Source organism: Acidovorax sp. NO-1 (assembly GCF_000238595.1).
Taxonomy (GTDB): Bacteria; Pseudomonadota; Gammaproteobacteria; order Burkholderiales; family Burkholderiaceae_C; genus Acidovorax.
This window is the reverse complement of record NZ_AGTS01000080.1, coordinates 19,114-32,475: the sequence shown is the minus strand read 5'-3', so window position 1 is coordinate 32,475 and position 13,362 is coordinate 19,114. Positions and strand designations below refer to the sequence as shown.

At 62.9% G+C, this 13,362-nt stretch carries 12 protein-coding genes and 2 pseudogenes; 3 read left to right on the top strand and 11 right to left on the bottom strand.

The window, feature by feature from the left end; translation table 11 throughout:
- On the top strand, nucleotides 1-589 hold a 589-nt coding region (locus tag KYG_RS25190; RefSeq protein WP_008905338.1), incomplete at its 5' end, for an integrase domain-containing protein.
- Here KYG_RS25190 and KYG_RS25185 read toward each other — a convergent pair.
- From KYG_RS25185 to KYG_RS12815, 8 genes are all read right to left on the bottom strand, one after another.
- Nucleotides 534-752: a DUF3141 domain-containing protein gene (locus tag KYG_RS25185; RefSeq protein ID WP_342721841.1), complete on the bottom strand. Its 219-nt coding sequence runs from the start codon at nucleotides 750-752 to the stop codon at nucleotides 534-536. The two genes, KYG_RS25190 and KYG_RS25185, sit on opposite strands and share 56 nt — an antisense overlap.
- Before the next feature lie 164 nt (nucleotides 753-916).
- Nucleotides 917-1,567, bottom strand: a complete 651-nt coding sequence (locus KYG_RS12840; protein ID WP_008905336.1) for an isoprenylcysteine carboxylmethyltransferase family protein — start codon at nucleotides 1,565-1,567, stop codon at nucleotides 917-919.
- Nucleotides 1,564-1,848 carry a DUF2933 domain-containing protein gene (locus tag KYG_RS12835; protein WP_008905335.1) on the bottom strand — a complete coding sequence of 95 codons (285 nt, stop codon included), beginning with the start codon at nucleotides 1,846-1,848 and terminating at the stop codon, nucleotides 1,564-1,566. Before KYG_RS12835 ends, KYG_RS12840 begins: the two co-directional genes overlap by 4 nt.
- A 23-nt stretch (nucleotides 1,849-1,871) precedes the next feature.
- On the bottom strand, nucleotides 1,872-2,132 hold the full coding sequence (locus tag KYG_RS12830; RefSeq protein ID WP_008905334.1) for a DUF5676 family membrane protein: 261 nt from the start codon (nucleotides 2,130-2,132) through the stop codon (nucleotides 1,872-1,874).
- Nucleotides 2,133-2,142: 10 nt separating this feature from the next.
- Nucleotides 2,143-2,577 (bottom strand): hypothetical protein, encoded by a 435-nt coding sequence (locus tag KYG_RS12825; protein WP_034694499.1) that lies wholly within the window; start codon nucleotides 2,575-2,577, stop codon nucleotides 2,143-2,145.
- A 115-nt stretch (nucleotides 2,578-2,692) separates the two neighbouring features.
- Complete coding sequence (locus KYG_RS24440) at nucleotides 2,693-3,106, bottom strand: hypothetical protein (protein WP_139019381.1); 414 nt, start codon at nucleotides 3,104-3,106, stop codon at nucleotides 2,693-2,695.
- A gap of 292 nt (nucleotides 3,107-3,398) precedes the next feature.
- Nucleotides 3,399-3,878: a Cu(I)-responsive transcriptional regulator gene (gene cueR, locus KYG_RS12820; RefSeq protein WP_008905331.1), complete on the bottom strand. Its 480-nt coding sequence runs from the start codon at nucleotides 3,876-3,878 to the stop codon at nucleotides 3,399-3,401.
- On the bottom strand, nucleotides 3,875-6,322 hold the full coding sequence (locus KYG_RS12815) for a heavy metal translocating P-type ATPase (protein ID WP_008905330.1): 2,448 nt from the start codon (nucleotides 6,320-6,322) through the stop codon (nucleotides 3,875-3,877). Before KYG_RS12815 ends, cueR begins: the two co-directional genes overlap by 4 nt.
- A gap of 168 nt (nucleotides 6,323-6,490) precedes the next feature.
- Here KYG_RS12815 and KYG_RS12810 point away from each other — a divergent pair, with 168 nt between their 5' ends.
- Nucleotides 6,491-6,685: a heavy-metal-associated domain-containing protein gene (locus KYG_RS12810; RefSeq protein WP_008905329.1), complete on the top strand. Its 195-nt coding sequence runs from the start codon at nucleotides 6,491-6,493 to the stop codon at nucleotides 6,683-6,685.
- A 105-nt stretch (nucleotides 6,686-6,790) separates the two neighbouring features.
- Here KYG_RS12810 and KYG_RS25495 read toward each other — a convergent pair.
- From KYG_RS25495 to KYG_RS12800, 3 genes and pseudogenes are all read right to left on the bottom strand, one after another.
- Nucleotides 6,791-6,886: pseudogene (locus KYG_RS25495) on the bottom strand (hypothetical protein); the annotation flags it as partial.
- A 165-nt stretch (nucleotides 6,887-7,051) separates the two neighbouring features.
- Nucleotides 7,052-9,429: pseudogene (locus KYG_RS12805) on the bottom strand (heavy metal translocating P-type ATPase).
- A gap of 100 nt (nucleotides 9,430-9,529) precedes the next feature.
- Complete coding sequence (locus KYG_RS12800) at nucleotides 9,530-10,471, bottom strand: YncE family protein (RefSeq protein ID WP_008905326.1); 942 nt, start codon at nucleotides 10,469-10,471, stop codon at nucleotides 9,530-9,532.
- A gap of 450 nt (nucleotides 10,472-10,921) precedes the next feature.
- Between KYG_RS12800 and KYG_RS12795 the strand changes: the two genes are divergently transcribed.
- Entirely contained in the window at nucleotides 10,922-13,351 is a 2,430-nt protein-coding gene (locus KYG_RS12795) for a hypothetical protein (RefSeq protein ID WP_008905325.1), read from the top strand.
- Nucleotides 13,352-13,362 lie beyond the last annotated feature (11 nt).

Below are 13,362 nucleotides of genomic sequence, written 5' to 3'. Positions count from 1 at the left end.
GCAAGACGCCTTCGGACTTCGAGCCACGGAAGCCATCTGCCTTAAACCCCGGGAATCCGACATGGGAGAACTCCTGCTGGTCAACCGTGGGACCAAGGGGGGGCGGGGCAGGGCTGTCCCCATCAAGACCGAGATGCAGCGCGAAGTCCTGGAAGCAGCCAAAGCCATGGCCAGCAACCGGACGGGACTGCTAGGACGCTACGGCCACAACTTGCCAAAAGCCCAGGCGCACTACTACTACATCCTTGGCGTACATGGCATCACCCGCAAGGCCTCGGGTGTCACGGGGCACGGGCTGCGGCATGGCTACGTGGGGGCCCGGTATGAGGAACTCACCGGGTTCAAGCCCCCCGTGACGGGAGGCGCCAGGCCGGACGCGGAAACCGACCTCGCCGCCCGCCGCGCCCTGTCCCTGGAAACAGGCCACACCCGCCCGGAAATCACCACCGCCTACACCGGCAGCGTGGCCCACATGCAAACCGCCAGTCGCCGGCGCCTGGAAGGCCTGCTTTCGCGTCTGGGCAGTGATTGCTTCAGGACCCCCTCCCCCCTCGACAAAGCGCCGCAACACATACAGTACGTCGGCTAGAGTCTGATTCGGACATTGACAGCAGAAAAAACACGACCAAATAGGTTTCGTGGGGTTCATGCAGGGACATGCCCACTTCGGAGTCGTGCTTGAAGCCGCCAGCCCCCGGGCCGTGTCCGGCACGGGGACCGACGATGACCGCCGCAGGCTTGCTGGCGTCCACGCAATCCAAGGCGTCGTCTTCTCGCAGAGGGTGATGGAAAGCAGCGCGTAGTTTGCCGGCCGCTCAAACAGCCCGGAATCGAGAATCATCCGCCGGCAGCATGCTACTCACGCCCTCGGCGCTCAGGTTGGACACCAACTTTGCGACTGCGACAGTGCTGGTCTTCATGTGGCAGCCCCTTTTTTACCGAAAAAGGGAATGAACCGCGGAGTGCGCGCTGCGTAGGCCTCATAGACCGCTCCGAAGCGCTTTCGCATCTCGGTTTCTTCCGTGACTGCCAGCCGTCCATACATCACCAGGAGGATCGGAAACATCGCCAGGGTGAGCAGCGTCGGCCATTGCAGCAGGAAACCCAGCAGGATCAGGACGAAAGCCACATACTGCGGATGGCGGAGGCGGGCATAGGGGCCCGTGGTCGCCAGCGTATCGTGGCGTTGCGCGTGATACAGCACATTCCATGCGGTGGACAACAGGTAGAAGCCGTAGCCCAGGAATACGTAGCTGGCAATATGAAGCGGGCCGAAATGAGCGTCGCCCTTTTCGCCAAGGAGGGTCGACCACAGGTGACCGGAGTTGTGCGAGAGCAGGTCGAGGCCGGGGTACCTTGTCTGTAGCCATCCGGACAAGACATAGAGCGTCAGAGGAAAACCGTACATCTCGACGAAGAGAGCCACGATGAACGCGGCGAAAGCGCCGAAAGTTCGCCAGTCGCGCGCGGTCTGTGGTTTGAAGAAACTGAACGCGAACATGAGAAAGATCGCCGAGTTCAGGACGACCAGTGTCCAGAGGCCGTAGGCCGACGTATCGTGGGTCATGGTTGCTCTCCCGTTGTGGAGGTTGGCCTTGCGGGGGTGGCTTTGGTGTCTTGATGACCCGCATGACCGCCACCGTGGGAATCGTGTCCGTTATGCATAAACACATGCATCAGGGGGCACGCGAGGAGCAGGAGCAGGGGCAGCGCGCCAATGAAGTGCGCACGGTGCTCACTGAGCAGGAAATATGCTGCGATGGCGCCCATCACAACGAGTCCGAGGACGTAGCGCGTGCGAAAAAAGTTAGGCGCTTGTGCCTTCGGTGGGGAATGGTGTTCAGTCATCTTTTTCTCCGAAAGGTTTACGGTCAACGCTCCAGCCGGTTGTGCAGCCAGCTGAAGAACATCCCGGCAAGCAGCGCCCACGTGCTCAGCACGAGCAACGCCTTAAAAAACCCGAATACGCTGAAGGGTCGGGGACTCACCATGGCAGTGAAGTCCATACCGTGGAACAAGTTGTTCATCAGATCCAGGAAGGTCGCTGGAACGAGGATCCACGCCACAGTACACAGGACATAGAAACCGCCTACCGTTGCGGCCAGGGCAACGCCGGTGCGCAGAGGTCTCATGGCGTTCTCCTTATTTCGCGGGCACAGGCGGCAACAGATCCATCATCATCTGCATGGAAGCGCCCATCATTTCCATGCGCTTTTCCATCATTTGATGGTGCGTGGACATGTCGCCCTTCATGGACTTCATGCCCCCCGCCGGCATCCCATTCATCATGGTCATGCCTTCCTGCATCGTCTTCATGTGCTCTGCCATTAGGGCGCTGCGCTCTTCTGGCGTCTTCGCGGCCATCATCTTTTCGTGCATGTCACGCATCGCTTTGGTCTGGGCATCCATTTGTGCCATGTTCGGTCCGGGCTTAACGGGTGCCTGTTTAGATGTGGGTGCGGGGGCGCCTCCGGCGGGATGATGACCGGTGTGCGGGTCGGTCGGAGCCGCCGCCCACGCTGACGTGCCAAGGGTAGAAACTGCAAATGCGAGAGAAAGAAGGTGAACTCGGTTCATGTGGGACTCCAGTGTGTAATAGGTGAAAGCGGGGCGCACTACCATGCTTCTCGGTCCTGCCCCGGGAACCGAAGATCAAACGCCGCAACGAGACTGCGGTCGAGCTAGCAGGAGGCTAGAGCGCCCACCGCGAGTAGGTGATTCGCTTGGGGGGAGCACTCAGCGAAGGCTGAGTTTCAAAACCGCTCAGGTTGCGCGCCAAAAGGATCGTGCCCCCTGTCCAGATGACTCCGGCCAAAGGGGGGGAGCCCGGATCGACAGAGTCCATGCCGCTACTGCTTTGCAAGGCCTGCGATCCGTCGTCGCAGGCTTTCAGGCACGGAGCTTTGGAGCTTCGTTCACTCTCATGCGCAGTCACCGGGACTTGGGCTGTGATGCGAGAGCTCTCCGAGGCAGGCTGGTGCCCGCCGTGATGAGGCGATTCCAGCAGACAAGCATTGGCGAAGCCCGAAGCCAGCACGAACAGCCACACGGCCAGCATCAAGGATGCGGCATTGCGACTGGTGGTGGTGCGGAAGAGGAACTTCATGGCAGAAAAATAGTAAGTTCATGGTAGAAGGTATTTGCCGACGCCAGTTGATCTAAATCAAGGGGTATCGTCCATGAATCCATCTGCCTCCGCTGGGGCGCGAGCGCCCCGTAGACCAAGCGCCTGCCTTAAGAATGCGCCGAGTTCGAAAGCATGTTCAGCTGGAACGTATGCTTGTTACTTTCGGCATCCGGGCGTCTAGCAGTAACTTGTACGCCCCTGAATAGGGTGGTGGCTCTTGGCAGGATCCTGTATGCACGGCTGCTTTCGAAGTCGTATTCGCGCCTACCGTTCACGCTGTTCCCTTGGCCGAGGCTCTCAGTGTCTGCGGCTTCACCTTTGCCTTCGTTGTGGCTGGGGCGACGAAGCTCTCCAAATCTCCAAGGATTGGACAATCCGGGCGGTCATCGCCGTGGCAACAGTGGATCAGGTGTCCCAGCGTCTTTCGCATGGACTCCATCTCCATGATCTTGCGGTCGAGCTCCGCAAGGTGCGCGGATGCCACCTTCTTCACGCTTGCGCTTGACCGCCTGCGGTCTTGCCAAAGCTTCACCAGCTCGCCGATTACGGGGACCGAAAAGCCCAAGTCCCTTGAGCGTTTGATGAAGCGCAGCGTGTGAACCTCCGACTCGCCATACACGCGATAACCCGACTCGGTGCGGTGGACCTTTGGCAGCAGACCCAGCGACTCGTAGTGACGCACCATCTTAGGCGTTACCCCCGCCTTCTCGGCGGCTTCCCCGATGTTCATTCCATCACCGATCGTTTTCATGCGGACCTTCCTTTCCAGTGGCGCAGGGTTAATGCATTGGCGACCACGCTCACTGAGGAGAACGCCATCGCGGCTCCGGCGAGCATGGGGTTGAGCAGTCCGAACGCTGCGAGAGGGATTCCAACCACGTTGTAGACGAAAGCCCAAAACAGGCCTTGGCGAATCTTCGCGTAAGTCTTGCGCGAGATTTCGATTGCGTCGCCCACCAAGCGCGGATCGCCACGCATCAAGGTGACTCCGGCCGCATGCATGGCGACCTCGGTCCCGCTGGACATCGAGAAGCCCACATCGGCCGCCGCCAATGCAGGTGCGTCGTTGATGCCGTCGCCCACCATCGCCACGGCCAGCCCGCTCGCTTTGAGCTCGGAGACGACCCGCGCTTTGTCCGCCGGCAGAACTTCGGCGCGAACCTCGTCGATGCCCAGCTCCTGGGCCGCGACGCGCGCGGCGCCTTTGTTGTCGCCTGTGACCATGACGACTCTGACGCCTTGCTCCCGCAGGCTCGCGACCGCCTCCTTGGCGGTGGCCTTCGCTGCATCGCCAAACGCCAGCAGGCCGACGAGCCGCGCGGGCTGAGCGCCTTCGGCCAACCACGACACGGTTCGGCCCTCGTCTTCGAACTCCTGGGCTCGCGAGGTCAGCGGGGAGAGGTCGACGCCTAGCTCCTGCATCCAGCGGGAGCTCCCAAGGCTGAGAGCTTGCCCCTTCACCTTGGCCGCCATGCCACGGCCCGCGACGGACTGAGCGTCCTGCGCTGGAGCGATGCTGACCAAGTTCTCCTTAGCCGCGTCCAGGACGGCGCGGGCCAGAGGGTGCTCACTCGCCGCTTGCACGCTCGCGGCCAGGCGCAGAAGGCCCGCGTGGTCGCCGTCGGCAGCTTCAAATGCCACCAGGCGCGGCTTGCCTTCGGTAAGGGTGCCAGTCTTATCGAACGCGACGATCTTTACGTTGTGGGCGACTTCCAAGGCCTCCGCATCCTTGATCAGGATGCCTCGGCGGGCGGCCACTCCTGTGCCGGCCATGATGGCGGTGGGCGTGGCAAGCCCCAGTGCGCACGGGCAGGCGATGACCAGAACGGCGACGGCGTTGAGGATCGCGCGCTCCCAGTCACCTGTGGCCAAGCCCCAGGCGATGAGGGTGATGACGGCGATTACCAGTACAACCGGGACGAAGACCTCACTCACCTGGTCGACCAGGCGCTGGATGGGCGCCTTCTTGGCTTGGGCCGACTCGACCATCCGCGCGATGCGCGACAGAGTGGACTCTGCGCCGACTGCGGTGGCGCTGGCCGTGAACAGCCCCTCCGCGTTCACTGAGCCCCCGACGACCTTCGCGCCGGGCACCTTCGCCACTGGCAGGCTTTCGCCCGTAATGAGCGACTCGTCCACGTGCGTGGATCCTTCCAGGATATCGCCGTCAACGGGCACGCGCTCGCCGGGGCGAACCACCACAACGTCGCCGACTTTCACCTGGGCGGCTGGAACCTCAACATCGGTGTCGCCGCGACGCACTCGAGCGGTATCAGGGCGCAGCGCATTAAGAGCCCGAATGGCCTCGGTGGTCTGGCGCTTGGCGCGGCCTTCCAGCCACTTGCCAAGTAGAACCAGGGTGATCACAACCGCGGAGGCCTCGAAGTAGAGGTGAGGCGCCTCGCCGTGACCCTCGTGGCCGATTCCAACGATGAGCAGGTAGAGAGAGAGGCCATAGCCGGCCGACGTGCCCAGCGCGACAAGCAGGTCCATGTTGCCCGCTCGCGCCTTCACGGCCTTCCATGCGGAGCGGTAGAAGCGGGCGCCTAGCCAGAACTGTACGGGAGTGGCAAGCGCCAACTGCCACCACCCGGGGAGAGCCCAGTCAACGTTGAACAGCATGGCGAGCATGGGTAGCACGAGGGGAAGCGAGAGGGCGGCGGCCACAGCGACCGGCCACCAATCTGGCCAACTCGCCTTTGCAGTTTGCGAGGCTCCATCGGTTTCCTGGGGAAGCTTCGCAGCGTATCCCGCCTTCTCGACGGCGGCCACGAGCCTGGGTAGCACTTCGTCGGCGCGGCCCACGAACCGGACTTCCGCTTTCTCTGTCGCGAGGTTCACTTCTGCGGCAGTCACTTCCGGGAGCTTGCGCAGCGCCTTCTCGACACGCGAGACGCAGGAGGCGCAAGTCATTCCCTCGATAGACAGGCTCGCCTCATCGTTGCGCACGGAATAGCCCGCCTTCTCCACCGCGGCGCGAAGCGTGGCGAGGTCGACCTGGCTTGATGCCGAGATGCTCGCGCTCTCGGTCGCCAGGTTCACGCTGGCGCGCTCGACGCCGGGAATTTTGGCCAGCGCCTTCTCAACGCGGGACACGCAAGAGGCGCAGGTCATGCCCTCAATCGGCAACTCGATGCCCAGCTTCTGTAAGTTTAGGTTCGCCAGGCTCGCTGGCATCGTCGTCGTGGTCTGCATGGTTGGCTCCTAGCGTCTGAAATCCAAGCGCTGGTTTGCATGATCAACCTTACTATCATGGCAAGGTCAAGCCCCTCCGACAAGAAAATTTTTAACCACTTCTATTGAGTCTGACACGGTGACAGGCTTGACGATGCTGCCTTCAGCCACTTTTTTGAGGAACTTGCCATGATCGAATTGAATCTCCCGGACATGAGCTGCGGACACTGCGCCAGTACCGTTATGAAGACGTGCAAGCTCGTCGATCCGGTCGCCAAGATCGAGGTCGATTTGCATTCGAGGCTGGTCAAGATCGAATCGGCGGAAGACCGGCAGGACTTCGCCGACGCGCTGGGGGAAGCCGGCTACCCGCCAGCCCAGTGACACGGGCGCCTTGGTGATGCACCTGGGCATCTGCCGCCCTTTCCGATAAGAAGGAGGGGAGGCGAGTAGAAGAAAGAGGGATGGAGGGTCATATCGAGCAAAGTAAGCGGCTGGCCGCATGCCTGCCCGCTTGTCTGCCGGGGTAGACCCAAAAGCCAAACTAGCCAGCTGCCCGAGCACGACAACGGGCGCTGACCACGAAAAGGCACCGCGCTACGCAGGCAGTGCGATGTTGACAAATTGATAGCTGCTAGCGCTTGCTGGATAAGCGCTGGAGGCTAAAAAGAATTGAAACTGTCAACAGGTACTCATCCCGACGTAGCTCGCGGTATTCCACCCACTGGCTCCTCACTTCGACTCCTCGCGTCAGCCTTTCCGTCGAAGGCGCAACGCGTTGAACACCACAGAAGCCGAACTCAGGCTCATTGCCAGTGCGGCAATCAAGGGTGACAGAAGCCAGCCGGTCAGCGGATAGAGAACGCCGGCCGCCACCGGCACGCCCATCGCGTTGTAGAGGAAGGCGAACAGCAGGTTCTGCTTCATGTTGGCGACCGTGTCCTGCGAGAGCCGACGCGCGATCGAGATGCCGCGCAGGTCGCCCTTTACCAGCGTCACCTGCGCGCTGTTCATGGCGACGTCGGTGCCGGTGCCCATCGCGATGCCGACGTCGGCCTTCGCCAGCGCCGGCGCATCGTTGATGCCGTCGCCGGCCATACCGACGACCCTGCCTTCGGCCTGTAACCGCTCAACGAGCGTCAGCTTGTCTGCCGGCTTGACCTCGCCGTGCACTTCGTCGATGCCGAGCCGCTTGGCAACAGCTCGGGCCGTTGTGACACCGTCCCCCGTGGCCATGATCACGCGAATGCCGGCGGCGTGCAGCGCCTGCAGCGCCTCCGGCGTGCTCGCTTTTACAGGGTCAGAAACCGCCAGCAAGCCAGCGAAACGGCCGTCCACCGCGAGATACATGACGCTGGCCCCTTGCCCCCGCAGGTCTTCGGACTCGCGTCTCAGGCTGCTGCTGTCGATGCCGGCCTGCTCCATCAGAGCCGTGTTGCCGAGCCTCAAGGACTGACCTTCGACGCGGCCAGTCACGCCGATGCCGGAGCCTGACTCGAAGTCAGTCACAGCCGAGAGCGTTAGACCCTGCTCCAATGCTGCCTGCACGATCGCTGCGGCCAGTGGATGTTCGCTGCCTTGATCCAGGCTGGCGGCCAGGCGCAGCACGTCTGCGTCGCTAAAGCCTGCGGCTGCTATCGCCTTCTCGAAGGTTGGGCGTCCTTCCGTGAGGGTGCCCGTCTTGTCCACGATCAGCGTGTCGATCTTGCGGAAGTTCTCGATCGCCGCTGCGTCGCGGAACAGCACGCCTTGGGTCGCTCCGCGGCCGGTGGCGACCATGATGGACATCGGAGTGGCCAGGCCGAGGGCGCAAGGGCAGGCGATGATCAGCACCGCAACGGCATTGATGAACCCGTAGACCCAGCTCGGTTGCGGCCCGAAAAAGCCCCAGACAATCAGCGTCGTCACTGCAATGGCGATGACACCGAGCACGAAGTAACCCGCCACCAGGTCGGCCATGCGCTGCATGGGTGCGCGCGAGCGCTGCGCCTGGGCCACCAGCTGTACGATTTGCGACAGCACGGTGGCCGAGCCCACCTTCTCCGCGCGCAGCGTCAGGGCTCCGGCCGTGTTCAGGGTGGCGCCGATCAGCTTGTCGCCCGGCCGTTTCGATACGGGCATGGGTTCGCCTGTCAGCATGGATTCGTCCACCGAGCTGCTGCCATCTACCACCACGCCGTCCACCGGCACCTTCTCGCCGGGCCGCACGCGCAGCAGGTCGCCGAGGTGCACGTTCGAAAGCGGGACATCCTCCTCCGTGCCGTCGGGACGAATGACCCGTGCTGTCTTGGGCGCCAGGCCCAGCAGCGACTTGATGGCCGCTGAGGTCTGCGAGCGCGCTTTTAGCTCCAGCATCTGACCGAGCAGCGTGAGCGAAATGATCACGGCGGCCGCTTCGTAATACACGGCCACGCGCCCCATGTCGGTGAACTCCGGCGGGAACACGCCGGGGGCCACGGTGGCGACCAGGCTGTACAGGAATGCCGCGCCGGTGCCCAGGCCGATAAGCGTCCACATGTTGGGGCTGCGGTTGACAACGGATTGCCAGCCGCGCACGAAGAAGGGCAAGCCCCCCACAGCACGATGGGCAGGGAGAGAACCAGTTCGATCCAGCTTTGCGTGACCATGTCGAACCAGCCGGCACGGTGTCCGAACATGGCCAGCACGGCGACGATCAATGTGAGGGGCAGCGTCCACCAGAAACGGCGCGAAAAGTCCTTCAGCTCCGGGTTGTCGTCGTCCTCCAGGCTGGGCATGAGCGGCTCGAGCCCCATGCCGCAGATCGGGCAACTGCCGGGATGATCCTGGCGGATCTGGGGGTGCATCGGGCAGGTGTAGATTGTTCCCTCAGCGGCGGGCGGAGAATCAGGCACTGGTACGCTGCCGGGCCCCGCGGCAATGTAGCTCGCTGGTCCCGCATCGAACTTACCCTTGCATCTGGCGCTACAGAAGTAGTACTCCTCGCCCCCATGGTGGGAGTGGTGGGCCGAATTCGCCGTCACCCCCATGCCGCACACGGGGTCCTTCAGTGCGGTACTTGCCGCGTGGGCGGGGCCGTGCTGGTGATGAGCGTGATCGTGCGCATGATCTTCGCCGGGCCGTCCGGGCAAAGTACTTTCCTTCTGCATCGCGTGTTCCTTTATTGGGCTTTCTGTGTGCCGCGGTCATCCCCGCCGGCGCGCCCGCGCACCATCAGGCCAGCAGCAGGCGCGCGGTCTCATGCTGATGCTACTCGAGGTATGTGACTCCGTTCGGCCCAGCGCCCACGCGGTGCGTCGCCACCACTTTATTGCTGGTCGTGTCAATGATCGACAGCGTCCCCGCTTCAATATTAGTGACGAACACATAGCGTCCATCCTTGCTGATGGCGACACCATGGGCGCCCTTGTCGGTCTTGATGGTCGCAACGACCTTGCCAGCCTGCGGGTCGACCACAGACACGGTATCCGCCGGCTTGGTGGCGCTGCCCTGGTTCGCTACGTAGACGTTGCGCGTGTCTGGCGTGGCGTACATCTGGATGGGGGTGGAGCCCACCGGGACCTTCTTCACCAGGCGGCCTTTGGCGGTGTCGATGATGCCCAGGCTGTTCTCCGCGCTCAGCGAGACAAAGGCCATCGTCCCGTCGGTCGAGAAGCCGACCTGGACCGGCCCTTTGCCTACAGAAATTCTTGCTGTTTCCTTGAGCGTGCCAACGTCGATGACGGATACCGTACCGCCGCGCATGTTCGCTACGTAAAGATCCTTGCCGTTGGGGCTCAGTCGCAATCCATGTGGGTACTTGTCGGTGGGTATTTGGCCGACGCTGCGCTTGCTGGCCAGGTCGATCACATGGACAACATTCGACCCGGAGTCGGAAACGAACGCGCGCCCTCCGCTCGCGTCGGTCACTACGTGGGCGGGATGATCGCCCGCGTCAATGAGTACACGGTCACTGGCACCGGAGGTCTCCATTACCAGCAGTTTTCCCTTGGAGGTTGCTCCTGCGGCACCATGTCCGTCATGACTGGAAACGCCTACTGCCAGCAGGCGCTTGCCGTCGGGGCTGACCTGCACGTTGTGCGGCGTTATCTCAACCTTAGTTGTTTGCTTGACCCCGGTTTCCAGCTGTACTCGGGTGATCGAGCCGTCGCGCTCGTTGGCGGTGTAGACGATTCCCGTGGGCGCGCTCATGGCGGACGCTGCAGCTAAGGCAAGACCGACGCCCAATAGAGGCCTGAGCAGTGAAACTCGAACGTTGATTGGCGAACGCATTTTGAGTCCTTTAAAGTATGTAGTGGGAAGGGCACTTGCTAGCGGGAAGCATATTTACTGCCCCGCGCGGCTGGATTACAAATCTGTCATCTACAGCCCTGCATCGGATTCCGTTTGATGTAGATCAAGTGGATGGGGGTTTACGCCATTAATCTGCACTGACAGCACCAACGAAAGACGGATTCATGATTATTCCGATCGCGAGCAACACGCCGGCGGGCGCTCGCGCAGGGGGCAAACAGCCATGCTCACCCAGATCGGCGAGGGATCAACGCTGTACGTACGTCTCGTTTTTCCTGGCCATGAGCCTTCGCGCACCGGGTGCGCCGACAACGGCCTTGACTGTTAAACGAAAGGAAAGCGACGTATATGCATGATGCCCACCAGAAACACCTGACCACGCACCGAGCCCGCCTCCACCGCGAGGCCGACGCGGAGTTCGCGCAGTGGGCCGCCGGATACGGTGTGATCCAGCACTCACCACAGACACAGTTGCGCATCTTCGAGCTGGCGCAGCTGCTGGTGGCGCAGGGCCGGGCTGCTTCGCCATCCGACGTTTATCGCCTCCTGCGCGCCGCAGACCGCCTCGCATCGGCGGCCATGTGGCTGACAGTGCACATGACCTACGCCCAGCGGGTGCGGTGGGACGGTGCCGCTCTGCAACCCGACGAGTACAAGCAAACGCCTGAGGGTCATACCGGTGGGTCGCTCAACATGGTGCCTGCCTACGCCGGCTACCTGGCGGCGAACTCGTTGACCGGCCATACGCGGGGCTGGATCATGGGGCAGGGCCACAGCGTCGCCGGCGTCGAGGCGGTCAACCTGCTGGTGGGCAACATGCTGCCAATCCAGGCGCAGCGATACGACTTGAGCGATTCCGGCCTGACGCGTTTCGTCGGCGATTTCTATTCCTATTCCATCGGGCCCGATGGGCGGCCGGAATCCCCGCTTGGCAGTCATGTCAACGCCAATACAGCCGGTGGCATCTCCGAGGGCGGGTATCTCGGGTTCGCCGAGCTGCAGTACGTCCACATCCCGCTGCCGGGCGAGCGGCTGGTGGCCTTCCTGAGCGACGGCGCTTTCGAGGAGCAACGGGGCAGCGACTGGGCGCCCCGCTGGTGGCGCGCCGAGGACAGCGGCCATGTGGCGCCGATCATGATCCTCAATGGTCGCCGCATCGAGCAACGCAGCACCCTACAGCAGCAAGGCGGCGTGCAGTGGCTGAAAGACCACCTGCGCCTGAACGGCTTCGACCCGATCGAGATCGATGGCACCGACCCGGCCGCTTTCGCCTGGGCGATCTTCACCATGGAGGATCGACTCGATGCCTGCACCGAGGCCATCCGCACGGGTACCGGCGGCTACCCGGTACCGTTGCACTACACCATTGCGGAAGCCCCGAAAGGCTACGGCTTTCCCGGCGCGGGTTCCAACGATGCGCACAACCTTCCGCTCGGTGCCAACCCCCGCGTTGACGCGGGGGCTCGCGCGCTCTTCGAAGAAGGGTCGAAGGCGTTGTGGGTCTCACGCGAAGACCTAACCTCCGCCGCAGCGGTTCTCAATCGGCATGATGAGCAGCGCCGGGTGCGCGAACGGGATCACGCCTTCGCCACACGCAACGTGCCAGTTCCGTCTCTTCCAGCTCTTGCGTCGCTCGCGCCCGGTGAGCGCGAATACTCGCCGATGGAGGGGATCGACCAGGCGTTCACGGCGCTGGTGGCCGCCAATCCGCAACTGCGGGTGCGGGTTGGGAACCCGGACGAGCTGCGCAGCAACCGCATGGGCCGCACGCTCGATCTGCTCAAGCACCGCGTCGTGACGCCGGAGCAGGGCGTGGCCGAGTCAATCAGCGGCTCCGTGGTCACTGCCCTCAACGAGGAGGCTGTGGTTAGTGCGGCCCTCGCCAACAAGGGGGGGCTCAACCTGATCGTTTCCTATGAAGCCTTCGCCGCCAAGATGCTGGGCGCTCTTCGGCAGGAAATCCTGTTTGCCCGCCAACTTGCGGATGCAGGGCGTCCCCCCGGCTGGTTGTCGGTGGTGACGGTGGCTACTTCCCACACGTGGGAGAACGGCAAGAACGAGCAGTCACACCAGGATCCTTCGTTCGGCGAGACGCTGCAGGGCGAGATGAGCGACGTCTCCCGCGTCCTGTACCCGCCCGACTGGAACACGGCACAGGCGGCCTTGCAAGCCGCGTACCAGACGCGCGGCCAGTTCTGGACGATGGTGGTGCCGAAGAGGGCCTTGCCGGTCTGGTTCTCTGCGCAAGAAGCTGCGCGTTTGGTGCGCGATGGCGCCCTGTGTATCCGACCCGCACCCCAGGCACGCATTCTGTTCACTGCTGTCGGGGCCTACCAGCTGGGTGAGGCTCTCAAGGCCGCCGAAAGGCTTAAGCAGCGCGGCGTCGAGGTTGCCGTGAACTACATCATCGAGCCCGGGCGTTTCCGCGTCGCTCGGGACGCCCGCGAGGCTGCTCACCAGAGTGCAGCGACCGATGCACTTTTCCCTGCGACGCAGGATGTGCGCATCTTCCTCACGCATACGCGTCCGGAAACTCTGGTTGGTTTGCTGCGTCCCCTTGACACCGGCGCGCAAACGACTCGCGTGCTCGGGTACGTGAGCCGCGGCGGGACGCTGGACGTTGCAGGCATGCTGTTCGCGAACCGAACGACATGGGCCCACGCGGTTTCCGCCGCATCGGAAGCGGCTGGTCTCGAAGTGGAACGGCTGCTCGACGCGCCGGAATTGCAGGCTGTCCGAGGTACCGGCGATCCCCGGATCATCATGAGTTCTTACTGATCGAAAGGAAC

Bases quoted from the DNA above. Each gene is read 5' to 3' on its own strand.
- KYG_RS12835 (WP_008905335.1), bottom strand. From the start codon at position 1,848: ATGACTGAACACCATTCCCCACCGAAGGCACAAGCGCCTAACTTTTTT.
- KYG_RS12840 (WP_008905336.1), bottom strand. From the start codon at position 1,567: ATGACCCACGATACGTCGGCCTACGGCCTCTGGACACTGGTCGTCCTG.
- KYG_RS24440 (WP_139019381.1), bottom strand. From the start codon at position 3,106: ATGAAGTTCCTCTTCCGCACCACCACCAGTCGCAATGCCGCATCCTTG.
- cueR (WP_008905331.1), bottom strand. From the start codon at position 3,878: ATGAAAACGATCGGTGATGGAATGAACATCGGGGAAGCCGCCGAGAAG.
- KYG_RS12795 (WP_008905325.1), top strand. From the start codon at position 10,922: ATGCATGATGCCCACCAGAAACACCTGACCACGCACCGAGCCCGCCTC.
- KYG_RS12810 (WP_008905329.1), top strand. From the start codon at position 6,491: ATGATCGAATTGAATCTCCCGGACATGAGCTGCGGACACTGCGCCAGT.
- KYG_RS12815 (WP_008905330.1), bottom strand. From the start codon at position 6,322: ATGCAGACCACGACGACGATGCCAGCGAGCCTGGCGAACCTAAACTTA.
- KYG_RS12800 (WP_008905326.1), bottom strand. From the start codon at position 10,471: ATGAGCGCGCCCACGGGAATCGTCTACACCGCCAACGAGCGCGACGGC.
- KYG_RS12830 (WP_008905334.1), bottom strand. From the start codon at position 2,132: ATGAGACCTCTGCGCACCGGCGTTGCCCTGGCCGCAACGGTAGGCGGT.
- KYG_RS12825 (WP_034694499.1), bottom strand. From the start codon at position 2,577: ATGAACCGAGTTCACCTTCTTTCTCTCGCATTTGCAGTTTCTACCCTT.